Origin of the sequence: Sphingobacterium anhuiense, from assembly GCF_042686355.1 — a bacterium.
In the GTDB taxonomy this organism is placed as follows: domain Bacteria; phylum Bacteroidota; class Bacteroidia; order Sphingobacteriales; family Sphingobacteriaceae; genus Sphingobacterium; species Sphingobacterium anhuiense.
Window position 1 is genome coordinate 521,291 of record NZ_JBHUPE010000007.1, and the last position, 25,269, is coordinate 546,559.

At 38.6% G+C, this 25,269-nt stretch carries 24 protein-coding genes and 1 tRNA gene; 5 read left to right on the forward strand and 20 right to left on the reverse strand.

Translation table 11 applies throughout. The features are described from left to right. Nucleotides 1–33: 33 nt before the first annotated feature. Complete coding sequence (gene pgi / locus ACFS6I_RS18850) at nt 34–1,683, reverse strand: glucose-6-phosphate isomerase (RefSeq protein WP_380922980.1); 1,650 nt, start codon at nt 1,681–1,683, stop codon at nt 34–36. A 200-nt stretch (nt 1,684–1,883) separates the two neighbouring features. On the opposite strand from pgi, the gene prfB reads away from it, so the two are divergent. Beyond that, a protein-coding gene (gene prfB, locus ACFS6I_RS18855) for a peptide chain release factor 2 (protein WP_132769946.1) occupies nt 1,884–2,967 on the forward strand; the annotation gives its coding sequence in 2 pieces (ribosomal slippage) (nt 1,884–1,943 and nt 1,945–2,967; 1,083 coding nt in all). A 53-nt stretch (nt 2,968–3,020) separates the two neighbouring features. On the opposite strand, the gene dcd is transcribed toward prfB, so the two are convergent. Beyond that, on the reverse strand, nt 3,021–3,557 hold the full coding sequence (dcd, locus tag ACFS6I_RS18860; protein WP_021191395.1) for a dCTP deaminase: 537 nt from the start codon (nt 3,555–3,557) through the stop codon (nt 3,021–3,023). A 257-nt stretch (nt 3,558–3,814) separates the two neighbouring features. On the opposite strand from dcd, the gene ACFS6I_RS18865 reads away from it, so the two are divergent. The 3 genes from ACFS6I_RS18865 to ACFS6I_RS18875 all read left to right on the forward strand — a co-directional run bounded on the left by ACFS6I_RS18865 (nt 3,815) and on the right by ACFS6I_RS18875 (nt 6,718). Continuing rightward, complete coding sequence (locus tag ACFS6I_RS18865; protein ID WP_021191394.1) at nt 3,815–4,456, forward strand: 4'-phosphopantetheinyl transferase family protein; 642 nt, start codon at nt 3,815–3,817, stop codon at nt 4,454–4,456. 135 nt (nt 4,457–4,591) lie between these two features. Further along, nucleotides 4,592–4,663: transfer RNA gene (locus ACFS6I_RS18870), tRNA-Glu, on the forward strand. A gap of 138 nt (nt 4,664–4,801) precedes the next feature. Then, entirely contained in the window at nt 4,802–6,718 is a 1,917-nt protein-coding gene (locus tag ACFS6I_RS18875) for a peptide-N-glycosidase F-related protein (RefSeq protein WP_380922983.1), read from the forward strand. A gap of 123 nt (nt 6,719–6,841) precedes the next feature. On the opposite strand, the gene ACFS6I_RS18880 is transcribed toward ACFS6I_RS18875, so the two are convergent. Together ACFS6I_RS18880 and ACFS6I_RS18885 are read right to left on the reverse strand one after the other, a co-directional pair. Next, the gene (locus ACFS6I_RS18880) at nt 6,842–7,951 is read right to left on the reverse strand and encodes an NAD(P)-binding domain-containing protein (protein ID WP_380922985.1); all 1,110 of its coding nucleotides are present in this window, start codon (nt 7,949–7,951) and stop codon (nt 6,842–6,844) included. Between the two features lie 299 nt (nt 7,952–8,250). Next, entirely contained in the window at nt 8,251–8,538 is a 288-nt protein-coding gene (locus ACFS6I_RS18885; RefSeq protein WP_380922987.1) for a hypothetical protein, read from the reverse strand. A gap of 29 nt (nt 8,539–8,567) precedes the next feature. Here ACFS6I_RS18885 and ACFS6I_RS18890 point away from each other — a divergent pair, with 29 nt between their 5' ends. Continuing rightward, a complete protein-coding gene (locus ACFS6I_RS18890) occupies nt 8,568–8,762 on the forward strand; it encodes a hypothetical protein (RefSeq protein WP_380922989.1) in 195 nt (64 codons plus the stop codon). A gap of 94 nt (nt 8,763–8,856) precedes the next feature. Here the strand turns inward: ACFS6I_RS18890 and ACFS6I_RS18895 are convergent, their stop codons facing one another. From ACFS6I_RS18895 to ACFS6I_RS18970, 16 genes are all read right to left on the reverse strand, one after another. Next, a complete protein-coding gene (locus ACFS6I_RS18895) occupies nt 8,857–9,630 on the reverse strand; it encodes an enoyl-CoA hydratase/isomerase family protein (RefSeq protein WP_380922991.1) in 774 nt (257 codons plus the stop codon). Between the two features lie 5 nt (nt 9,631–9,635). Further along, nucleotides 9,636–12,173, reverse strand: a complete 2,538-nt coding sequence (locus ACFS6I_RS18900) for a DUF5686 family protein (RefSeq protein WP_380922992.1) — start codon at nt 12,171–12,173, stop codon at nt 9,636–9,638. Nucleotides 12,174–12,300: 127 nt separating this feature from the next. Further along, the gene (locus ACFS6I_RS18905) at nt 12,301–13,680 is read right to left on the reverse strand and encodes an NADH-quinone oxidoreductase subunit N (protein ID WP_380922994.1); all 1,380 of its coding nucleotides are present in this window, start codon (nt 13,678–13,680) and stop codon (nt 12,301–12,303) included. A gap of 36 nt (nt 13,681–13,716) precedes the next feature. After that, nucleotides 13,717–15,162: a complex I subunit 4 family protein gene (locus tag ACFS6I_RS18910; RefSeq protein ID WP_380922996.1), complete on the reverse strand. Its 1,446-nt coding sequence runs from the start codon at nt 15,160–15,162 to the stop codon at nt 13,717–13,719. Nucleotides 15,163–15,187: 25 nt separating this feature from the next. After that, the gene (nuoL, locus tag ACFS6I_RS18915) at nt 15,188–17,107 is read right to left on the reverse strand and encodes an NADH-quinone oxidoreductase subunit L (protein ID WP_380922998.1); all 1,920 of its coding nucleotides are present in this window, start codon (nt 17,105–17,107) and stop codon (nt 15,188–15,190) included. A 32-nt stretch (nt 17,108–17,139) separates the two neighbouring features. After that, nucleotides 17,140–17,469, reverse strand: a complete 330-nt coding sequence (nuoK, locus tag ACFS6I_RS18920; RefSeq protein WP_132769964.1) for an NADH-quinone oxidoreductase subunit NuoK — start codon at nt 17,467–17,469, stop codon at nt 17,140–17,142. Then, complete coding sequence (locus ACFS6I_RS18925) at nt 17,469–17,966, reverse strand: NADH-quinone oxidoreductase subunit J family protein (protein ID WP_132769965.1); 498 nt, start codon at nt 17,964–17,966, stop codon at nt 17,469–17,471. Before ACFS6I_RS18925 ends, nuoK begins: the two co-directional genes overlap by 1 nt. A 10-nt stretch (nt 17,967–17,976) precedes the next feature. Further along, entirely contained in the window at nt 17,977–18,489 is a 513-nt protein-coding gene (locus ACFS6I_RS18930) for a NuoI/complex I 23 kDa subunit family protein (protein WP_021190697.1), read from the reverse strand. Between the two features lie 12 nt (nt 18,490–18,501). Further along, on the reverse strand, nt 18,502–19,542 hold the full coding sequence (gene nuoH / locus ACFS6I_RS18935) for an NADH-quinone oxidoreductase subunit NuoH (RefSeq protein ID WP_021190698.1): 1,041 nt from the start codon (nt 19,540–19,542) through the stop codon (nt 18,502–18,504). Nucleotide 19,543: 1 nt separating this feature from the next. Next, a complete protein-coding gene (locus ACFS6I_RS18940; RefSeq protein WP_132769966.1) occupies nt 19,544–20,557 on the reverse strand; it encodes a 2Fe-2S iron-sulfur cluster-binding protein in 1,014 nt (337 codons plus the stop codon). Nucleotides 20,558–20,584: 27 nt separating this feature from the next. Then, on the reverse strand, nt 20,585–21,940 hold the full coding sequence (gene nuoF, locus ACFS6I_RS18945) for an NADH-quinone oxidoreductase subunit NuoF (protein ID WP_380923002.1): 1,356 nt from the start codon (nt 21,938–21,940) through the stop codon (nt 20,585–20,587). Nucleotide 21,941: 1 nt separating this feature from the next. Beyond that, nucleotides 21,942–22,460 (reverse strand): NADH-quinone oxidoreductase subunit NuoE family protein, encoded by a 519-nt coding sequence (locus tag ACFS6I_RS18950; protein ID WP_380923004.1) that lies wholly within the window; start codon nt 22,458–22,460, stop codon nt 21,942–21,944. Further along, nucleotides 22,453–23,688: an NADH-quinone oxidoreductase subunit D gene (locus ACFS6I_RS18955; protein ID WP_380923006.1), complete on the reverse strand. Its 1,236-nt coding sequence runs from the start codon at nt 23,686–23,688 to the stop codon at nt 22,453–22,455. Before ACFS6I_RS18955 ends, ACFS6I_RS18950 begins: the two co-directional genes overlap by 8 nt. 20 nt (nt 23,689–23,708) lie before the next feature. Further along, nucleotides 23,709–24,212: an NADH-quinone oxidoreductase subunit C gene (locus ACFS6I_RS18960; protein WP_380923008.1), complete on the reverse strand. Its 504-nt coding sequence runs from the start codon at nt 24,210–24,212 to the stop codon at nt 23,709–23,711. Next, nucleotides 24,205–24,756 carry an NADH-quinone oxidoreductase subunit B gene (locus ACFS6I_RS18965; protein WP_132769974.1) on the reverse strand — a complete coding sequence of 184 codons (552 nt, stop codon included), beginning with the start codon at nt 24,754–24,756 and terminating at the stop codon, nt 24,205–24,207. The genes ACFS6I_RS18960 and ACFS6I_RS18965 overlap by 8 nt, the downstream gene beginning before the upstream one ends. A 102-nt stretch (nt 24,757–24,858) precedes the next feature. Beyond that, the gene (locus ACFS6I_RS18970; protein WP_031288696.1) at nt 24,859–25,236 is read right to left on the reverse strand and encodes an NADH-quinone oxidoreductase subunit A; all 378 of its coding nucleotides are present in this window, start codon (nt 25,234–25,236) and stop codon (nt 24,859–24,861) included. Nucleotides 25,237–25,269 lie beyond the last annotated feature (33 nt).

Genomic DNA, 25,269 nt, shown 5'->3' on the forward strand with positions numbered 1-25,269 from the left:
ACATTAACCCCGGGTTTTTTATTTCCTTAACATTTATAAACGCCAAGCTTTGTATTGATTAATCAAACCATTTGTCGACGAATCATGTGTCGTAATGATATCTTCTGACTCTAATTCTGGTAAAATCTGACCCGCAAGCTGCTTCCCTAATTCTACCCCCCATTGATCGAAACTAAAGACATTCCAGATAATCCCTTGTACAAATATCTTATGCTCATAGAGCGCAACCAAAGTACCCAAAGAACGTGGTGTTACTTTTTTAAGTAATATAGAGTTACTAGGTCTATTTCCTTCAAACACTTTAAATGCTTTCAGCTTTTCAATTTCTTCTTCCGATTTACCCGCGGCTTTTAGTTCAGCAACAACAACTTCCTCAGATTTTCCATTCATTAATGCTTCTGTCTGGGCGAAAAAATTAGAAAGTAGCATCTGATGATGCTTGCCTATAGGATTTAAGCTAATAGCAGGTGCAATAAAATCACAAGGGATTAATTTAGTTCCTTGATGTATCAATTGATAAAAAGCATGCTGTCCATTTGTACCAGGCTCACCCCAGATAATTGGACCTGTTTGATAATCCACAGCATTACCGTTACGATCCACACACTTACCATTACTTTCCATATCTCCCTGTTGGAAATACGCTGCAAAGCGATGTAAATATTGATCATATGGTAAGATTGCGTGACTTTCTGCTTCAAAAAAATTATTATACCAAATACCTAACAATGCCAAAGTAACCGGAATATTCTCTTCAAATGCTGCTGTTCTAAAATGCTCATCGGCCTCAAATGCGCCCGTTAATAATTCTTTGAAATGATCAAAACCAACAGCTAAACTGATCGATAAACCGATCGCAGACCATAGCGAGTAACGTCCACCAACCCAATCCCAAAATTGGAACATATTTTTAGTATCGATACCAAATGCGGCAACAGCAGCGGTATTCGTACTCAACGCTGCAAAATGCTTCGCCACATCAGTCTGTTGTGCCCCACTCTCTAAGAACCAATCCCGAGCAGTATTTGCATTTGCCATCGTTTCCTGTGTTGTAAAAGTTTTTGATGCAATCAGGAACAAGGTTGTCTCTGGATCAAGGTTTTTAATAGCCTCTGCAATATGTGTTCCATCCACATTAGATACAAAATGCATATTTAAATGTGTGCGATAAGCCTTTAAAGCCTCCGTCACCATTACTGGACCTAAATCAGATCCTCCGATACCTACATTCACCACATCGGTAATCGCTTTTCCAGTATAGCCTTTCCATTCACCGGATAGAATGCGGTTCGTGAATGACTCCATCTGTGCCAAAACAGCATTTACATCTTTCATGACGTCTTGACCGTCAACAAATATTGCTTTTCCAGATTGATTGCGCAAAGCTGTATGCAATACCTGACGGCCTTCTGTTTCATTGATTTTTTCTCCCTGAAACATTGCTTCTATAGCTTCGCTTAATTGGCACTCTTTGGCCAACTGGCGTAATAAAGCTAACGTCTCATCGTTCACTCTATTTTTTGAATAATCTAAAAGCAAATCATTAAATTCTATACTATATTTCTCAAATCTAAAGTCATCTGCAGCAAATAAATCTTTTAAGCTATGCTCGTTTATACGAATATAATGATCGGCTAAATAGCGGTAAGCCGCTGTCTGAGTAAAATCTATTTTTGGTAACATATTTTTCTATTTTAATCAAACTTAGATAAATTTGTTTTATTTACAATGTTAATTGTACCATATCTATAAACAAAGTTATTGATTTCTCCTCTTCCATTAAAAACTATACTATTGAGGAAATATAAAAATTTACTCCGATAACCGAAGTTCATACCGCAGCTTTTTGGGCATTTCCTACAGAAAGCCGTATCTTTGTTATTATGACCAAAGAACAAATTCAAGATTTGAGGGATCGTGTAACTTCCCTGAGGAGGCATCTTTGACATCGATGTCAAAAAAGAACTGCTAGAAAAAGACCAAGAAATTACCTTACAGCCTAATTTTTGGGACGACTCAAAAGCTGCAGAAAAAATATTACAGTCTATCAAAGTACAGAAGGTATGGACGGATCACTTTGATTCGGTCGCCGCAGCTGTCGATGATACGGGTGTATTATATGAATTCTATCAAGCCGGCGACGCTACGGAAGCGGAGCTCAATGAACAGTATCATATTGCTTTAGAAGCGGTGGAAGAATTAGAATTCAAGAACATGCTAAGCGCCGAAGAAGATCAGCTAGACGCCATTCTGCAGATTACTGCTGGAGCCGGCGGAACAGAAAGTTGTGACTGGGCGGCCATGTTGATGCGTATGTATATCATGTGGGGTGAGAAAAATGGTTATAAAGTAACTGAACAGGATTCGCAAGAAGGAGAAGTTGCAGGAATAAAAACTGTCACGCTCCAAATTTCCGGAGATTTTGCATATGGTTATCTAAAAGGTGAAAATGGTGTACACCGTTTAGTTCGTATTTCGCCCTTTGATTCAAACGGCAAGCGTCATACTTCATTTGCCTCTGTTTATGTCTACCCTTTAATTGACAACAACATTGAAATCGAGGTCAAAGATTCTGAAATTGAGTGGGATACTTTCCGTGCAGGTGGTGCTGGAGGTCAAAACGTAAATAAAGTAGAAACTGCAGTACGATTACACCATAAGCCAACTGGTATTATTATTAAGAATCAGGAATCTAGATCACAATTACAAAATAAAGAAAATGCCTTTCGACTTTTGAAATCACAACTGTATGAAATCGAAATGCGGAAACGCCAAGAGGCAACGGACGCAATCGAGGGTAATAAAAAGAAAATCGAGTGGGGATCTCAAATAAGAAACTATGTATTACATCCCTATAAATTAATTAAAGATTTAAGAACCAATTACGAAACCTCTAATACACAATCTGTGCTAGATGGTGACTTGGACGAATTCTTAAAAGCCTATTTAATGGAATTTGGAGGTTAAGCAGATTTCAAACGAAAAGAGCAAAGATTTTAAAGTCTTTGCTCTTTTTTATTTTAAAATGAGTTTTTCCACATCATAGACTCCACAGGCTTGGTCGTCTTGGTATTATATTTTGCATTTCCCTTTGTATTATAAAGAGTTTCCACCTCTCCCTCAACTACGAAATAAATAAGTTGTCCTATTGGCATTCCTGCGTAGATGCGAACAGGCTGTGCACATGAAATTTCCAATGTCCACGTATTACAAAATCCAACATCACCCTTTCCAGCAGTAGCATGAATATCGATACCTAAACGACCCGTACTCGATTTTCCTTCTAAGAAGGGAACATGTTTATGCGTTTCGGTATATTCTAACGTAACCCCGAGGTATAATGTATTAGGCTCTAAAACAAATCCCTCTTCCGGAATTTCAAAATGATCTATCTCATTATGATGTTTCGCATCTAAAACACGGTTTTTATAGGTCGCCAGATGTTTACCTAAGTGAACATCGTACGAGTTTGTCCCCAAGCATTTACGATCATATGGTTCAATAACGATATTGCCATTTTCAATTTCTTCTAGTATACGTTTATCCGATAAAATCATGATTATTCAATATTTGTATAGGTTAAAGTTGACTCCCAATCGTTTAGAAAAGTGAACAGCAACCATTTTTTTCAAAAATACGGTAATCGTTGATATTTTACAGCATTTCCTAATATTTCTTCTGGAAATATTAGGTATTAATTTTTATCATGCTTCATCAGGTCGTAGTAAGTTCATATCAAAAAATAAAGCTGAAAAACCGCTTATTTACAGACGAAGCTCCTTTTAAATGAAAACAAATTTAACTAAGTTTGATTATGAGCTTAGTATACCTACGAGAATTGGATCAGCATACCAAATTTGCAATTTGGCGTATTGAAGAAGATGAACAAACATTGTCTAATCAACTGCAATTAGACGCATTAGAAGAACAGAAACTCATCAGCCTATCCAATGGTAAGCGTCGTTTACATTGGCTCGCTACACGCGTCCTTTTACGCACGTTATTAAACACGACTGCTTATATTGATTGTCCTTCTGATGCAAACGGAAAACCATACCTAGCCAATTTTCCGCAAAAAATATCACTCACTCATTCTTTTGATTATGCAGGAGCGATTATCAGTTCGGTGGGCGAGGTAGGTATTGATATGGAGCTTATCAAATCCAAAGTGGAGCGCATTGCGCATAAATTCTTAAAAGAAGAAGAACTTGACTTCATTACCTCAGGCGAAAACCGCATAGCGCAGCTCTATGCTTGTTGGAGTGCTAAAGAGGCTGTGTATAAATTGCAGGGTAATAGCGGCGTCTCCTTTCTTCATAATATGACCATTGCTCCTTTTCAATATCAGGATGAAGGAATTTTGAAATTACATTTAAAAAGTGAATATCATGATTGTCACTTCGATGTTCATTATGAGAAGTTCAATGCGTATTTACTAGCTTATGTGGTCGAATAAGCTTGATTTACCCTCAAATAAAGACCTTGTAAAAAAATAATTTTATTCAAATTCAAAGAGTTACGTAAAAGGGACCACATTTATTTTGCAAGAGTAAAAAATGCGCTTATCTTTGCATCACATTAATAAACAAATGGCCCGTTCGTCTAGGGGTTAGGACGTTAGATTTTCATTCTAGAAACAGGGGTTCGATTCCCCTACGGGCTACGAAAAGCGACTTCAAAAGAGTCGCTTTTTTTATTGATCAAAATTTGAGATACAAATAATGCCACACCTTCCTCATAATAAGATTGCGTAAAACATCTTATCTTTATGCAGTTTCTTAAATAATATTTTTTCAAATTAATGAACATAAAATCTTTCCTAACCCTATTTGCACTCATCATCTGTTATCGAGCAGTTGCTCAAAAACCAGCGATAAGCCACATTGTTACGCATAACCGTGCTACTATTATTTGCGATCCCATTAAAGGTGAAAAGCCATACCCTGCATGGGGTCTATTTCCTAAAACAGATGCTTCCATCAGAAAAGTAACCATGCATGTTACCTTGGGAAGCCCCGATAGTCTCCATACTGCCCACTGGGATTATTTGGATCATATTATATTGCGTCGCAAAGGCGGTACAAATGGTTCTGAGCTTAACTATGAACTGGGTAGGATGCTTACACCATATGGCAGTATTTATAACAAAGGATGGAACTGGAAATGGCAGGTTGATGTCACAGACTTCGCTCCGTTTCTCCGAGATAGTGTGGAAATTGTATATGTGCATTCAGGCTTTGAAGATAAAACAGTCGGTTGGGCGCTTACGATAGATTTTGAAATCTTATCCGGTCCTCCTGTTGTTACACCACTTGGTATAAAACCTTTATGGAATAAGGCCTATAAATATGGAGATCCCAACGAGAAGATTGAGGATAACCTTTTACCGGTAAATTATCAGTCTACAGCTGGAGCGGCATTAAGCAGAATACGCATACAGCACACCGGTCACGGTATGGACAAACCACGTGGCTGCAGTGAGTTTTGCAGCCGCTGGCGCGAAATTTCTGTGGACGGAAAAATCGTTGATAAACGTGATATGTGGAAAAAATGTGGCGACAACCCACTTTACCCACAAGGTGGTACCTGGATATTTGACCGGGCGTACTGGTGTCCGGGCGACCTACAACAACCTGATGTGATCGATGTATGGACAAAGCTAGGCAGTCATCAAGTATCTTTATTAATGGAGCCTTATACAGCCATCGACAACATACAGGCTGCTGAAAATATAGCCGCGTATTTGTTTGAGTACACCGCCCCGAATCAAAAAACAGATGTCGCTGTGGAAGCTATAATGGTTCCCAATGATGAACAACGATTTTCCCGTTTAAATCCGGCTAGCTCAGGCCCTCGTATAATGTTTAGAAACTTAGGATCAGACCCTGTTCGTTCACTCACTATTGTATATGGAACACAGGGTTTTCCGACTAAAACATTCCATTGGAAAGGAAATCTTCCTTTCAATCAAGTGGCCGAAGTGATACTCCCCGGGGAGATTCAGGAAAAAGATGGCGAAAATGTATTTCTTGTCACGCTTAATCAACCCAACGGAAAGAAAGATGCTTGGTCCGGAGACAATAACATGCAAGCGATCTTTACTGCTGCACAGAAATTTCCAGCAACTTTTGTCCTACAATTATTAACGAATAATAAGCCTAAAGACAATAACATTTTCCTTTTAAATGCTAAACAAGATACGATCTTTCAAAAAACCGCAGCGCAGTTAGAACCTGTGACCCTATACACAGATACGATACACCTCTCGGAAGGTAAACATGCACTACGTCTCATCGATACTGCAGGCAATGGATTACAATTCTGGGCACAGCCGGCAAATGGAGATGGTCATCTTCGCATATTTGATCTAAAAGGAAATTTGATCCATGCATTCGAAAGCGATTGCGGGATCGGTGAAATGTTCAGTTTCAATGCTGTGAAGGGGTTAGAACTAGATACCACAACAGGCAGATACGCCTTTTCTCTATACCCAAGATCGGTAGTGGACCATACGCAATTGAATGTCGTATCCAATAAACCAAGCGATATGACCGTGCAAATCACTGTTGATGGCACCGTATGGCAGAAACATGAGTATAAAGCTATTATAAATGCTACATTCGACTATGATCTTAAACACCTCCCTGCAGGAAGAATAATTGTGGAAGCCTTTATGGATGGTTTTAGCCAATTTAAAGACCGCATCAACAAAAGATAGTATTAGGAAAGAAGTTCCAATCTTCAACTTACCCATAAAAAAAGCGACCTAACCGTCGCTTTTTTTAGATGGTATATACTTTCATAACATCTTGTATTACTCTTTGCTAGGTCAAATAGTCGTTCACAACTTTAAATATGCAATTAACTCTCTTGCAGCTGCCCCTCCAGCACGATTAGCTCCAATTGTAGAAGCTGACGGACCGTAGCCCGTTAAGTGAATGCGTGGATCTTTTGTAACCTGCGTGGCCAGTCTTCCTGATAGCTCGATACCCCCCTTATCGTTGATCAAACCCAGTGGAGCAAGGTGATCCAGAGAGTGTTTAAAACCGGTATTCCAAAAAATAACAGCAGCATCCAAAGTCGTTCCATCTTCCCATCTGACACCTGTTTCGGTAATCTCTTTAAACATTGGCTTACGATCCAGAACCCCATCACGTAACATTTTTTCAATAGCTGGTGTAAGAGGCAAGCCTGTGACCGATACAACCGAGTTTGGAGGCAAACCTTCACGTACTCTTTTTTCTACCAGAGCAACAGCCGCCCTTCCCGCATCGGGCGTGAATTCATCTTTTCTAAAATCTACAGGTTTACGGGTTACCCATGTGGTCCGGGTAACCTGAGAAATTTCACCCAGCAGTTGAATGGCTGAGATTCCGCCACCTACAACGATAACATGCTTTCCAACAAACTCATCCGCATTTATATATTCTCCAGTGTGTAACTGTCTGCCTTTAAACTTTTCCCAGCCCGGATACTTGGGGCAATTGGGAGTTTTCCAAGTTCCGGTTGCATTTATCAATCCGCGAGCACTAAATTGAATACCATTTGTATGTATCATAAATCGTCCATTACGCGCTGTTACTTCACTCACCCTTATAGGACGAATAATCGGAAGTTCAAACTTTTTTTCATACAGCTCGTAATATTTCGGAATAGCGGTATTCGCTTGCAGTGTAGTATCCGTGGTATCCACGGCATCTGAAAATCCCATTCCTGGGAGATCATTAATCCCATTAACATTATCAAGCGTTAATGAGTCCCAGCGATGTTGCCAAGCGCCACCTGCAGCAAACTCATCATCCAAAACGACAAAACCTTTTCCAGGTTCGATTCCTGCTTTTTTCAGATAATAGGCCGCAGACAAACCCGCCTGCCCTGCACCAATAACAACAATATCTACCTTGTAGAAAAAATCGGGACGCGTATTTTTTAGTATTTTATGAGCTTCCATTTTGATTATTTTTGATATAATTCGGTCACTTTAGCCATTTTTGGGCTCATGTAAAATAGAATATTTAATTTTTTGGGATAAATTTCATCACTACTATCATACCGTAAAACCAGGTTATCATTCCTAGAAAAGAGACTATAAGTATAAATTAAGAACGCGTTTAATTTCATGAAACCTTCATTTCGCGCTATGGCGGAAAGAATCTCCAGAATGTCTGGGTCATTTCGCGCTATGGCGAAATCGTTTCGACCTCCGTCTGCGTCATTTCCCCGTGCGGCGAAATCGTTTCGATAACCGTCTTATTCATTTCCCCGCGTGGCAAAATCATTTCGACAACCGTCTGTGTCAGTTCCCCACATGGTAGAATAGCTTCTTCTTCTGTCTGCATCATTTCCCCAAGTGGCGAAATCTTTTCGACCTATGTCTGTGTCAGTTCCCCACATAGCAGAGTCGTTTCGTCCTATGCCGAAAGCTTGCCGCCATAGTGCGAAGCCACACTCCCGTTGCGCAATAACGTTTAGATCGACATCGATCTCGACAACCTTCAAGACGCTATTGGCCATTGCTACCTCGACACCAACTTGCAATCCCGCTATCTTTTAAATAACCTTGGCTTTTGTTTGTTGAGATACGACAGCATGGTCACCATGGTCATACCTGTCAATATGCGATACCGCCACGCTATATACCTATAAAACAAACGTCCACAGAAGAAAAGAAAAATACTGCTCCAGCTAAAATCATACAGTTATCCATCAAACAAGGACTGATCATCCAGACAACGTCTTGTGAACTACAGGCAAGGCATTGATTACTTTGGTAACAACGCGGATGGATAAAATGATTTGAGACGATGATCAATAAATATAATAGCTTAAAACGCGATATGAAGAAGCAAATAATAACTAGAAGTTTGGCTTTCTCTTGGTTAAAAAGGCATCAACACCTTCTTTAAAATCACGCGTTACAAAAAGTTCAGCAAAATGATTAATCTCCACCTGATAGCCATCCCTTGTTTGTTCGTTTGATGCATTAACCGCATCAATTGCTGCTGTTACCGCCGTTCCTGATCTTGAAAATATACGTTCCAAAACCTCTTCCACTCGGTTCATTAAATCAGCGGCATCCAGCACTTCATTAATAAGCCCGATTCTCAGCCCTTCTTCAGCACTGATCAAATCAGCTGTCAGGATCATCTGTAATGCACGTCCACGTCCTACCAATTGCGTCAATCTTTGTGTGCCGCCATAACCCGGAAGAAGACCTAAAGAAACTTCTGGAAGACCCAATTTTGCGTTTGCTGAAGCAAAGCGCATATGACAGGCAAGCGCTAATTCTAAACCTCCGCCGAGCGCGAATCCATTTATTGCGGCGATGACAGGTTTCGGTGATTGTTCGATCAATTCCGTAAAAATATAATGCCCCTTTTGTGAAAGAAGTTTCGCTTCGGCTTCACTTAAATCTACAAATTCTTTAATGTCAGCTCCTGCTACAAATGCTTTTTCACCTGCGCCGGTAATAATAATTCCTTTGACATCATGATCCTTCTTTGCTTCGAGAAGCGTTGCCTCTAGCTCTGTCAATGTTTGTTGGTTCAAAGCATTCAATGCAGATGCTCTGTTGATTGTAATGTAAGCAATATGCTTATCCACTTGATATAAGAGATGTTGATATTCCATAAATTCTAAAAATTTAAATGAAGTGATACACCATAGGTATCACGGGATACATTTGGATAATTTAAATACGTTAATCTTCTTTTATATTCAACTCGAAAAATTTTAAAAATATTGTCAATGCCTACTATTCCTTCCATGTAAGGTTGATTGCCCATAACCCGCGTTTTAACAAGACCATCGTCATCACGGTCAAACTGAATCTGATTTTTATTAAATTCCGGATTATTTCGATCACTGATTTGTCCATAGTAAAACTTGAAACCTGTTACCTCGCGCCACTTTAAACGTTGCAATAAAGGGATCCTATTGAATATGTAGCCATCCCAATGGTGGTAATAAGCAAGCTTCACAAAACGATCTGCAACAAATTCCATATTTGATATCAAATCAAAATTTTGCAAAGGCCCCGATTTATCCGTTTGAATATCTGGCATCTCTAATAGTGGATAATAGACCGTGCCCCATATCTTACCAGCGCTAAATTCGATATCTGCTGTTCCTGCAGGAGACATAAATATCTTTTTAAAGATCTTGAACCTTAAAGCATCATAACGTTGATTTGCATTCCAGAAACCATCTAATCCTTTGTTATATTGCAAAGTCAGAATCGGAAATTTATTCCGGATCTGCGTTCGCTCTAAATTTCTATAATAAAACTGTTCTCCAGGTGCCCAACGTAACTTGATCTGTATATCATTTGTGTTGATCGCAGCAATCGTATCTGGCGAAGCATTTCCTGTGACAAAAGACAAGGTCCCAGCGGCCTGTCTTTCATTTCTTGTCAACATGGTACTCACACTAAAATGATTTCCAAATTCAATTAAATGCTCAAGACGGTAGATATCATTCCATAACCATTTTGTAGGTTTATTCTTTCGAAAGGACTGAAAAAAACCATCGCCTTTCAGATAGCTTAAACCTCGACCAGGTTCCATAACATCATGTTGAATCGTTGCCGAAAGATAATGTGCAGGAAATTGTACGATAGATTTTCCATTTAAAGATTGCGCTACATTGAGGTAATATTTAAATTCTTGATCTCGTGTACCATAGGCAACATACCCCTCAAAAAAGAATTTATTCGAAAGCAATTCCGTTGTTCTACCCCCTAATCGAATTCTACTTCCTTCTATTTCATTAAAACTGTAGGTATATTCTAAAGGACCAAATTCAAATTTTCCAACATTATAATAACTTCTTACTAAAAAATATCCAATTGAGATTAATCGATTAATCGATTTCATTTCTGAAAGAGAATCAATATTGACGTAAGTCTTAGCTTCAGTTTCTGTAAGCGGCACTACTCTAACCCGATCCCATTGTACAGAATCTTTTTGTTCCAGATAGCGCTTTTCAATCGGAATACCTTTAAATAGCTCATCATTTATCGCTTCATCTTTATATTTTGAGAAATAAGTTTCCTTTTTCCCGTACAGTGCATTCCCCTTATCTGTACCGAATAAGATCTGTAGGTTAGCGCGTTTTGGCAACATTTGTCCTGCAGGATGCTTTTCAAACTCAAGACCTATATTAATTCCATTAACCCAATTAATATTGGCCTCTTCACCAAGTTCCATTTCTGCGTAATAAACGGCATAACGGTCATCATCGGAGACCCATATTGATCCCTTAAACAGCACGTCCATCTTTGATTTTGCTTCAAAATGCAATTCGATATAGCGTACATCATCTTTAACTAACGTATCCCTTATTGTATACTTATAATAAGAAGGAGCATTACCGGCTATCGGACTTAAAAAGGCTTTACTTATCAGCTGGATATTATTCTCGTAGAGATCAATATTTCGAAATTGATCTTGAAAATAACTTTGGATATTGGCATTATTGATATAACGCTTGTTTAATTCTGTAACCTTATGTCCTGTAATAATCTTTTTCTTCCGCGAAGGTTTGAAGGTAGAATAGACTTCCGAGACACTTTCTTCTAAGAAAAAAGGTAAAATAGAACTACCAGGTATACTCACTGTATCTTTATTTTCAAACAAAAATCTTAATTTACCTGGCAATCTTCCTGGCTTTACTTTAAAATCTACCGTACCAAATTGTGATTTTTCATACTCCTCATATTGAATATGATTTAATCTGGAGATATGATTTGCATCCTTATGCGAAATGACATTTTCAATCAGTGCTAAGGCAGGATCTTTATATTTACGACCTTTGGCATTGACAACCACCTCCCCAATTTTATTGTCTTTACCAAAAAGTAATACATTTAATACCGAATCTTGAACCGTATTAAGATCAATTAATTTAATCTCATAACCGACGGCCCGAAAGGCAATCTGGTCATATTCATTCCGGAGGACAATACTGAAATTGCCAAGGGTATCTGCCGAAGTGCCTCCACTATGACCACTCCAGGAGATACTAGCTAAAGGAATTCCTTTTCCAGTTTTACCGTCAATGACACGACCTTTAACATTTCGCTGTGCAAATCCTAGGCTTGTTAAAATACCCAGCACAACAGCAATAATAAAAAGTCTTTTTATTGTAGTTATAATCGGTATTAAAAACTTCATGAATATCAGCAATTACTTATTCCTACTGACAATATACAATTTGTCTTTAAATTATAAGGCATGAAATCAAAATAAAAAATGCATAGCTTTTACAAACTATGCATTAAGTATATTAATTAAACTCCCTTTAAATTAACTCCATAAAGCAATTCGGATAGACTCCGATTAAAATCGTTAAAAAAGTAGTCACAATAAATAGAATAACGTAATTGGAATTTATTGGAATACTTTTCCCCTCTGCAGTCCTGAAATACATCGATACAACCACTTTTAAATAATAATATACCGCGATCGCTGCATTAATAACCGCAATGAACAAAAGTAAAATATGGTACTGTGCCATTACTGAACTGAACATCATAAACTTACCAATAAAACCTGCTGTTAACGGAATACCAGCTAAAGACAGCATAGCAATAGTGAGGATTGCTGCTAAATAAGGATTCTTTTTCGCCAATCCATTGAATGATTCGAAATGATCTGAGCCAACAGCCCGTTTTACTAAAATCAAAGCTGCAAAGGCAGTAACAGTAGCCAAAGAATAAGAAGCTCCATAAACAAAAATTGAATTCGCAGAGCTAGCTCCAATACCAATCACAGCAAAAAGCATATAACCTGCATGTGAAATACTTGAGTAAGCTAACATCCTCTTAAATGAGGATTGCATTAAAGCTGAAAGATTACCAATAAATAATGTAAGCACGACAATTCCTAAGAATATAGGTGTCCAAAAATCTTGTAGTGGCAAAAGCGAAAAGGTAAATAATCTTAATAGGCCAGCGAAGGACGCTACTTTAACCACTGTGCTCATAAAGCTCGTAATTAAGATCGGTGCCCCATCATATACATCTGCCGTCCAGAAGTGAAAAGGAGCGGCACCAACTTTAAAAGTCAGACCGATAATCATCAACAACACTCCTCCGTAAAATAAAGGTGATATCGCACCCGGATGCATGGTTACATAGTCTCTAATCATCATCAGATCAAAAGATCCAGATGCGCCATACAAGAGGGTTATTCCCAATAATAAAAAGCCTGTCGAGAATGCCCCCATGATAAAATACTTGATCGCTGCTTCATTGGAGGATGGATCTTTCTTACGTATTCCGACCAGGATATAAAGTGCGACAGACATAATCTCGATCCCCAAAAAAAGTAAGGCTAAGTTATGATAACTACTAACCAGAACAGCTCCAAGCAATGAGAACAACAATAAAGTATAATATTCAGCCACATGATCACTTGAAGACGTGAAATAACCTTTAGATAGTATAAAAATCAATATTGTTACGAAAGTACATAATATTGAAAAGGCTATCGCATAATGATCAAATAAAATCATCCCATTGTATAATGGAGAGGCATCTATTTGCCAATCTTTAATTAATAGTCCACTAACAACAAGCAAGCCCACTAAACCTACCGGTAATAATGATTTATTTGCTTTAAATAATCCTAAGTATAGTACCAATAATGCTAATATTGATAAAGTAATAATCGCCCCCATAATCGAATCTATTATTCGTAAAGTTTAAGTCTAAAATTATCTCCCCAGGAATGTAGCCAAAACGGATACAGACGCTGAAGAAATATGCAATAAGCTGTTTGGAAAAATTCCTAAATAAATAATCACTGCTGAGATAATGATCAAAGTATACAATTCGACACCTGAAATATCAACAAAATGTGCTGTTCGTTCGGAAGTTGTGCCAAGCATTGTTCTTTGATATAAACGAAGCATGTAAACAGCTCCAAGAATAAGTGTTAATCCACCAAAAACAGCGAACCAAACGCCATATTCATAAATTCCTTTTAAAAGCAAAAACTCTCCAATAAAACCATTTGTCAGTGGTAAACCAATCGCGCCCATGATAATAATTAAAAATACGATCGCTAAGCGCGGCGCTTTCTTGGCTATGCCGCCTAAGTCTCGCAAATCTCTTGATCCGGTACGATCCTGAATAATATCAAGCACAAAAAATAATCCAACGACAGAAACTCCATGGTTGATCATTTGGATCATGGCACCACTCATTCCGGTCACATTCCAAGTAAATACCCCAGCACTAATTAGTCCAACGTGAGCAATAGAAGAATAAGCAATCAGTCGTTTCGAATCTTGTTGTTGTATCGCAATAATAGACGCGTACACAACTGCAAAAACACATAAAATCATTGCCAGCTGACCGTAAATAGCAACCGCTTCAGGTACAACAGGTAAAAGCCAGCGCATCAGACCATAAATACCCATTTTTAACATAATTCCGGCCAAGAGCATCGTTCCCGCCGCAGGAGCATGAGTATAAGTTCCTGGCTGCCATGTATGGAAAGGAAAAATTGGAATTTTTATTGCAAAAGCAATAAAGAAGGCCCAAAATATCCACCTTTGCGTCGAGGCATCTAAATCTAAGGAAACAAATGAATGCCATTCAAAATCATTGGTCGCGACTTGCTGATGTAGATATAAAATCGCTACCAGCATCAATAAACTGCCAAAGAAAGTATAGATAAAGAATTTCAAATTGACCCGGATACGGTCCCCGTCTCCCCAGAGAGCACAGATAAAATAGATCGGAATCAAGGCAACCTCCCAGCCCACATAAAATGTGAAAGCATCCATAGCAGAAAAAACCAACATCAAACCACTTTGCATGAAAAACATTAAAGCATAGAAATTGCCTTTAAAGGCTTTTTTAAAAGTGGTCAGAACAATGAGTGGGACTAAAAAATTAGTTAGTGCTAACAAAGGCAAGCTAATACCATCAACCCCAATATGGAAGTTAACACCAAAAGCAGTTATCCAAGGATAAGACTGTTCATAATTAAAGTCGCCTTCAGGATTGAATTGACAGATAAAAGGAATAGTCAGACCCAGTGTAATCAAAGACAGAACCAGTGCTCCTCTTTTCGCTAATGTATGTTCACATACAAAGGACAAAAAAATAGCACCGATAATAGGAGTTAGAATAAGTAAAAATAGGTTATCCATTGATGATCAAATAGCTATTACAATGTTAAAAACTCAATAAACCGTATAAAAAGATGGCTATCGCTCCAACGACCATCAGTAAAAGATAGAAACCCACATTTCCACTTTGTAAAAGGCGAACTCCTTTTCCAGTCATAAAGGACGATTTACCAATTCCATTGACTAAACCGTCTATTCCTAAGCTATCAACTATTCTTGCTAGAAATACGGAAAGCCAATTAATCGGTTTTATAATTAATAATTCATAAATCTCATCCACATAAAACTTATGGTAAGAAAGTTTTGCAAGGCCTGTTCTGCTCACTTGATCATGTTCAGGCACCGATCCCTGCTTCACATATTTGTTATAGGCAACAAATGCCATAACCAAAACCCCTACTACAGAAACTCCCATTAACATATATTCAGTACTGTGGGTTATTGTATGCATGTGTTGCAAACTTGCTCCATCAGCAAAAACAGGAGACAGAAATGTTGCTAGCCAAGCCTGACCTCCCAATACCTCAGGAAGATTAAGCATACCACCAAAGATAGACAGCACAGCCAACACGATCAATGGTAAAGTCATGGATTTAGGCGATTCATGAAGATGATGTTTCTGCTCGTCCGTACCTCTAAAAGAACCAAAGAAAGTTAAATAAATCAACCTAAACATGTAGAAGGCAGTCATCAATGCCCCAATAAATCCCAATACCCAATAAACTGGATTAGCAGCAAAAGCATATGCTAAAATTTCATCTTTAGAGAAAAAACCAGAAAATGGAGGTATACCGGAAATGGCAATAGTCCCGATCAGCATGGTCATATACGTGATGGGTAAAGCCTTTTTAAGACCTCCCATTTTTCGCATATCTTGCTCATCACTCATGCCATGTATCACCGAGCCTGCACCCAAGAAGAGTAAAGCCTTAAAAAAGGCATGTGTTAAAACATGAAAGAAAGCACCAGTAAATGCACCAACTCCTAATCCCAAGAACATATAACCCAATTGGGAAACTGTAGAATAGGCTAACACTTTTTTAATATCGTTCTGTGTCAGTGCAGTTGCTGCAGCAAATAGAGCGGTACAAACGCCTATTATCGCAATGATCTGAAGCGTCAAAGGTGATAATACAAATAAGATATTTGAACGGGCAATCATGTAAATCCCTGCGGTGACCATCGTTGCTGCGTGTATTAAAGCAGAAACGGGAGTTGGACCAGCCATCGCATCGGGCAACCAGGTAAATAAAGGAATCTGAGCCGATTTACCGGTTGCTGCTACAAAGAGTAATAGCGTAATGGTTAAGATCGTCAGATCTCCTACAGGAAAGCTTTTTGCAGACTCAAACACGGTGGAAAATTCCAAGGATCCAAAAGTATTTAAGATAAAAAAGATCGCAATTAGGAAACCTAAATCTCCGATACGATTCATCACAAAGGCTTTCTTAGCCGCTGCACCATAATCACTGTTTTTATACCAAAACCCGATCAGTAAATAAGAACAAAGTCCAACACCTTCCCAACCAATAAACATGACCAAATAATTGGATCCCATGACTAAGACCAACATGAAAAAGATAAAGAGATTTAAATAAGCGAAGTACTTTGCAAATCCTCCATCATGTTGCATATAACCTATCGAATAGATATGTATCAAAAAGCCAATACCTGTTACTACCAATAACATAATCGCACTTAGAGGATCCACTAAAAAGGAAAGTGAGACTTCCAAATTCCCGATTTTAATCCAATCAAATATATGTTGGCTAATCCTACCTGTTTCACCAAGTGCACGCGCCTCATAAATGGATACAAAAAGAGTACAGCTCAATAAAAACGAAATAAATACGGTACCGCTACCGATAAATCCAACTAAACTTTTTGAAAGCACCTGTCGTCCTATTCCATTGATGACAAAACCAATCAACGGCAATAAAGGAATTAACCAAATTAAATCACGCATAGCTAATATCTTTCTTTTTTTAATGCTTTAAATTACCAACGAAGTTTATGTAGTGATTCAATGTCTATCGACTTCGTATTGCGATACACCATAATAATAATAGCTAGACCCACCGCCACTTCGGCTGCTGCCAGAGCCATAATAAAAAATACAAAAACCTGTCCCGAAGCATCACCATGATGAACAGAGAATGCCGCTAATAAGAGATTTACTGCATTTAACATCAATTCAATTGACATCATCATAATGATAACATTACGACGTATCAATACTCCGATCACGCCAATGGCGAAAATCAATCCACAAAAAATCAAATAATGATTTATAGGAACACCTTGTAATTGTTGAACTGCTGTTTCCATTATATTTTTTTTGGTTCTTTTTTCCCCAATAATACTGCTCCAATAATAGCCGTTAACAAAAGAATTGAAGACAATTCAAACGGGAGCAAAAACTCTTTAAATAATACTTTTCCCAAATTTTTCACTAGCCCAATATCAGGATCTTTAGCGACCAATGGATTGGAGATGTCAAAAACTCGTAATGCACCAAAAAGAACAACAACAAGACAACAACCTGCAATAACACCCATCATTTTTACAAGATTTGATTTCATGGGTTCCGTATCCTTATTCAGATTCAGTAACATCAACACGAATAGAAAAAGAACCATAATAGCCCCCATATAGACAATAAAATTAACCGCAGCAAGGAATTGTGCATTAAGTAAAATATAATGAATGGTAAACGTGAAAAACGTAATCACAAGATATAAAACACTATGCACAGGATTTTTCGTGAAGATGGTCATCAGCGCGAAAAAAATCGATAAGAAAGCAACTAAATAAAAAACAGTCATAGGTTTGTGGTTAACTATTCAATTTTGTAATATCAAATTTTGGCTCTACCAGTTTATCCTTACCATAGATAAAATCTTTACGAAGATAATCGGCAGTAACATGTGGACCATCTAAATAAATGGCTTCTTTAGGACATGCCTCTTCACATAGACCACAAAAAATACAGCGCAACATATTAATCTCATACACGGCGGCGTATTTTTCTTCACGGTACAAATCCTTTTCTTCGTTAGTTCTCTCGGCGGCAGTCATAGTAATGGCCTCCGCAGGACAAGATAGGGCACATAAACCACATGCTGTACATCTTTCACGTCCCTCTTCATCTCGCTTTAAAGAATGTTGCCCTCGAAAGTTCTTCGAATAAGGACGCTGTTCCTCTGGATATTTAACAGTTGGTATTTTCTTAAAAAAATGCTTTAGAGTAATGGACAAACCTTTTATAATAGCTGGAAAATAGATCCGCTCCATAAAATTCATTGGTTGTTGTGCCAAAACTTTTTTTCTATTACTTAATGGTTGCATAACGATTCCTTTCTATGAAAAATATGTATCCTTAATCAATGTAATTATTCCCGTCAACACAATATTTGCAATTGCTAAAGGAATCAGCATTTTCCACCCTAAATTCATCAGTTGATCATATCGGAATCGTGGCAAAGTCCAACGCACCCACATAAAGAAGAAGATAAATGCAAATATTTTGACGAAAAATGCGAGAACGCCTATAATCGTTATCCAATTTTCAGACAGTCCTAAGTCGTGCATGAAAGGGAAGTTATATCCTCCGAAATATAACGAGGCCATCAATGCTGAAGACACAAACATATTGATATATTCTGAAAACATGTACAGTCCCAGTTTCATGGAAGAATATTCGGTATGATAACCTCCGACCAATTCGGTCTCACATTCTGGTAAATCAAAGGGAACACGGTTACATTCAGCAAAAGCACAAACCATAAAAATGATAAATCCTAAAGGTTGCGCCCAAATGTTCCAATTTAAAAAACCTGATTGCTGGGCAACAATATCTCTTAAAGATAGCGATTGCGTCACCATCAAAAGTGCTATAATCGAAAGCCCCATAGCAATCTCATAACTGATACTTTGTGAAGCCGCTCTAACAGCTCCCATAAGCGAAAACTTATTATTCGAAGCCCAGCCACCTAACATAATACCGTACACGCCAAGTGCAATAACACCAAACATATAAAGAATGCCCACATTGACATCGGCAACCTGCAGTGAAATAACGCGATCACCAATCGTTAACGATTGCCCCCAAGGTATCACCGCAGAACTAATACAGGCAGTAATAATAGCGATCGTGGGTCCAAGAATAAACAAGGCTTTGTGCGCTCCGGCGGGAATTATTTCCTCTTTAAAGAAAAACTTACCACCATCACATAAAGGTTGTAATAAACCAAATATTCCCGCTCGATCAGGACCATAACGATCCTGCATAAAGCCAGCGATCTTACGTTCTGCCAATGTTGAGTACATCGCAATCACAAGTGTGATCACAAAAACCAAAGTAACAAGGACGAATTTTTCTATGACAAATGACAACTCCATATTATTTCAATTTTTCTGTTCTAGCCAACTGTTCTAAATTTTGTTCCTGCAGTACAGGATCTATTTTGATAACAGCTGGTGGATTAAAGCGTGTATAATGATTAGATGCAATCACAGACTGGTCACTTATTGGAGTAGGTTCCTCTAACTTCCAGTCGATGGTTTCTTTTTTATCATACCGACAGGTATTACAAATAAATTCTTCTACCTCTCCAAACTCATCTTTGCGTGCAGTGACACGTATCACGTCAGGTCCTTTGTACCATAAAGTCACCTTGCCCGAACAAGTTGGGCAATCGCGATGAGCATCTACCGGTTTTGTAAACCAAACCCTATTTTTAAAGCGGAATGTTTTATCAGTTAAAGCCCCTACAGGACAAACGTCAATTACATTTCCTGAAAAATCATTCTCTACAACATTTTGAATATAAGTTGAGATTTCGGAATGATCTCCGCGACCAATGATACCGTGCACGCGTTTATCAGTAATCTGATCTGCAACAAACACACATCGATAGCACAAAATGCATCGATTCATATGCAGTTGAATTTTATCTCCTATATCAATACGTTCAAATGTTCTTCGATCAAACTCATATCGCGTCTGCGCAGAGCCGTGCTCAAAACCTAAATCTTGCAATTTACATTCTCCAGCCTGATCACAAACAGGACAATCTAGAGGGTGATTAATCAGCAACATCTCCACAATCGCTTTTCTTGCTTCGACAACATCTGGAGAAGTGATGTTCTCTACTTCCATTCCATCCATCACAGTCGTACGGCAGGATGCGACCAACTTAGGCATGGGACGTGGATCTTTTTCAGATCCCTTCGAAACTTTCACTAAGCAGGTACGGCATTTACCACCTGTACCTTCCAACTTAGAATAATAGCACATTGCTGGGGGAACGATATCGCCACCAATTTCACGTGCTGCATTCAAAATTGTTGTTCCTGGCGCAACTTCTACAGGAATACCATCTATAATAACTTTCAATTTAACCTCTTCTGCCATCTTCGTATCGCGTTTATCACAATCTAATTAAGAAACAATCGGTACTAAAGGATCTGCATAATGCGCCAATCCAAAATTACGAGTCAATGCATCCTCCGGATGATTGATATGCCATTCAAACTCATCTCTAAAATGCCGTATGGCCGCAGCCACTGGCCATGCCGCAGCATCACCTAACGGACAGATCGTATTTCCTTCAATACGTCTCTGAATATCCCAAAGCAATTCAATATCTGATAAATTGCCATGTCCCATCTCGATCTTGTGCAACACTTTCTCCATCCATCCTGTTCCTTCTCTACAAGGAGAGCACTGCCCACAACTCTCGTGATGATAAAAACGGCTAAAATTCCACGTATTGCGCACAATACACTGATCCTCATCGAAAGCAATAAAACCGCCCGATCCCATGGAACTTCCTGTTTGGAAACCTCCATCAGCCAATGATTCATAAGTCATTAAGCGGTTATTGCCATTTGCTGTTTTTAAAATTAAATTCGTTGGTAAAATAGGAACTGATGAACCGCCGGGGACTACCGCCTTTAACTTTTTCCCGTTTGCGATACCACCACAATACTCATCTGAATAAATAAATTCTTCTACAGATAAGCCTAAATCAATCTCATATACACCTGGCTTTACTAAATTTCCACTGGCTGAAATTAATTTTGTTCCTGTACTCCGCTCAATACCAATCTTCGCATATTCTTCTCCACCATCATTAATAATCGGAACAGTAGCGGCAATCGATTCAACATTATTGACTACTGTAGGACAGCCGTATAATCCTGCTATAGCAGGAAAAGGGGGCTTTATCCTCGGATTTCCTCTTTTACCTTCCAAAGACTCCAATAAAGCAGTCTCTTCACCACAGATATAAGCTCCAGCTCCAGGCTGTACATAAATCTCTAAATCATAACCTGACCCCAAAATATTCTTACCCAAAAACCCTGCAGCTTTCGCCTCCTCAATGGCACGTTCAAGAATCCGGATCTGAGGCATCATTTCACCTCGAACATAGATATAAGAAGTCTTAGCTCCTAAAGCATAGCTAGAGACGATCATTCCCTCCAACAAAGCGTGAGGAATATGTGTCATTAAATAACGGTCCTTGAAAGTACCTGGCTCAGATTCATCTCCATTACACACTAAATAACGAGGAACACCCTCCGGTTTTGCTAAGAAACTCCACTTCATCCCAGTAGGAAAACCAGCTCCACCTCTTCCACGAAGACCTGATTTCTTAACTTCTTCAACAACATCATCTGGGGACATCGTTTTAAGTGATTTTTCGACCGCCCGATATCCACCATGTTGACGATAAACATCAAAAGTTTGAATCCCTGGAACATCAATATGTGTTAACAAAAGTTTACGCGCCATATTATTTAGTTTTTGAGCTTAAATCATCTATTAATTGATCAACACGATCTTCGGTTAAGTTTTCGTAGAAAGTGTATTCAGGTCCGATCTGTAAGACAGGCCCATAGCCACAGGCGGCTAAACACTCGACTCCTCTCCATGAAAACAATCCATCGGCCGTCACTTCTCCTTCTTTAACACCCAATTTATGTTCAAGATGGCTCATAATACGTTCCGCTCCGACTAGACAACAGGGACCAGTTCTGCATATTTCCAAAACATACTTCCCCTGTGGTTGCAAAAGATACATCGTATAAAAAGAAGCAACCTCATAAACTTCAATCGGCTCTATACTTAAATAATGAGCGACCTTATCCATAGCATCAGGACTTAACCACCCGAACTCTGCTTGTACTAAATGCAGTATAGGAAGCAATGCCGATTTCTGTCTCCCTTCCGGAAAACGTCCCACTACTTCAGCAAATTGATTTAGCAATGTTGAAGAAAATTCAACATATTCATTATTTTTTATACTAAGCATCTAATTCTCCTGCAATAACGTTAAGACTACTCATATTAAGAATCGCATCCGAAAGTAACATTCCTGCACTCATCGGAGCAAACATTTGGTAATTGACAAAGGAAGGCCTTCTGAAATGTAAACGATAAGGGGTACGTCCACCATCGTGTACCAGATAAAATCCCAATTCTCCATTGGCACCTTCGACAGCGTGGTAAACTTCAGCCTTAGGGGTATCAACTTCTCCCATCACAATCTTAAAATGATAAATTAATGCTTCCATATTGGTGTACACCTGTTCTTTTGGAGGTAAATAAAACTCCGGTACATCAGCATGAAAAACTCCCTTAGGTTCTTTCTCTATTTTAGCTAAAGCCTGTTCAATAATGCGTAAAGATTGCCACATTTCTTCATTACGCACCATATAGCGATCATAAACATCTCCTTTTGTACCTACAGGGATATCAAAATCAAATTCATCATAGGAACAATAGGGGTTTTGAACCCGAATATCATAATCCACACCTGTAGCACGTAAAATAGGACCAGACCAGCTATAATTCAAAGCTTCTTCCGGCGTAACGGCCGCAATTCCAGATGTTCGCTCTATAAAAATTCGGTTTCGGTCAAATAGCTCCATAAATTCTGTCAGAACCGGAGGAAATCTTTTTAAAAATTCTTCAATCTTTGCAAATGCAATAGCATTAAAGTCTCTTTCAAAACCACCGATACGACCAATGTTGGTCGTTAAACGGGCTCCACATATTTCTTCAAAAATTTCATATATAAACTCCCGCTCCTGCATAACATACAAAAAGCCTGAAAATGCCCCCGTATCAACACCGAGAATACCGTTACAGATAATATGGTCAGCAATACGAGCCAATTCCATTACGATAACCCGCATATACTGGACACGCTTTGGAATTTCTATTTTTAATAACTTCTCAACGGTCATATGCCAGCCCATATTATTAATGGGGGCAGAACAATAATTCAATCTATCGGTGAGCGGGGTAATCTGATAAAATGGTCGATGTTCAGCAATTTTTTCAAACGCCCGATGGATATAACCGATTGTTGAAACACCGCTAACAATACGTTCACCATCAATTTGGACTACGTTTTGAAATACACCATGAGTCGCAGGATGTGTAGGACCAATATTTAAGGTTATCAACTCATCCTGGGGATCATTATCATCGTAAACAGGTTTATTTGGGGATATCTTGGTAATATAATCGTTCATAACTGGTTTCCTTTCTAACGTTAACGTCCAAAATAGAGATCTTTCTTGTCTACACGGTTGGGGTCTTCTAAAGGGTATTCCTTCCGCATAGGATAAACCTCCATCTCATCTACATTTAATATCCTCCTTAAATCTGGATGTCCTAAAAACTGTATACCATAAAAATCATACGTTTCTCGCTCCATCCAATTTGCACCTTTCCAAATGGTAGTAGCCGTAGGAATTTCCGGATTTTTTCCGTCTATCGCCACTTTAATCCGAATCCGAACATTATGCACGAGGCTATTCAGATGATACACCACTTCAAATGACTGTTTCTGCTGCGGATAATGAACTGCCGTAATATCTGTCAAGTGAATAAACTGCAATTCCGCATCATGTTTCAAAAAAGTCAACACAGCATGAATAGCATCAATATGTACATTCACTGTTAATAGATCATAGTCATCAGCCAATTGTGACACATCAGCACCGAATTTAGACCCTAACTTCTCCCACAAATAGGTATTATCTATCTTATTCATAAGTTTCAATTCCGTATTTTTCTAATAAAGCGCGGTATTCAGGTGTATTTCTCCTATTCAATGATTCATTTTTAACAATATCCTGCAAGCGTAAAACGCCGTCTAATATTGCTTCTGGCCTCGGCGGACATCCAGGCACATATACATCAACAGGAATAATTTCATCGATTCCCTGTAAGACAGAATACGTATCAAAAATCCCTCCGCTTGAGGCGCATGCACCAACCGCAATCACCCAACGAGGTTCAGCCATTTGCATATACACCTGCTTTAAAACAGGAGCCATCTTTTTAGCAATGGTTCCCATCACCAATAACATATCGGCTTGGCGAGGAGAAAAACTTGGTCTTTCTGCGCCAAAACGAGCAAGATCATATGTTGAACCCATTGTAGCCATAAATTCGATCCCACAACAAGAAGTAGCAAAAGGCAAAGGCCATAAAGAATTTGAACGCGCCAAACCAATCGCTTTATCCAAACTCGTGGCAAAAAAACCAGCGCCCTCAACTCCCGGAGGTGCTTTGGCCAACTTAATATCGCTCATGGAAATATAATTTAAAGTGGTTTACAGTTGTGTGCTATCGCACATATCAAAACTAACATTTTCTAGATAAAAATCAAGCTGTTAGCGCAATTTAGAACTATTCTAATCCCAGCTCAAAGCTTTCTTTTTAATGACATAAATGAAGCCTAAAAGCAACATGGCCATAAAAATAAACATCTGGATCAAACCTTCAAATCCAAATTCTCGAAAATTAACTGCCCACGGATACATAAAGATAACTTCGACATCAAAAATGACAAACAGAATAGCAACAAGAAAATACTTAATCGAGAAGGGCTGTCTTGCATTTCCAACAACTTCAATACCCGACTCAAATGAACTCAGCTTATTTGCAGTTCTTACTTTTGGGCCAATGAGATGTGTGATGATGATCGTTCCAATACCAAATCCAGCAGCAACAATAAGCTGAAATAAAATTGGCAGATAGTCAATAGGTGCATTCGCACTAACTTGCTCCATATCAAAAATGTTTATATTGGTAAAACCTAAATT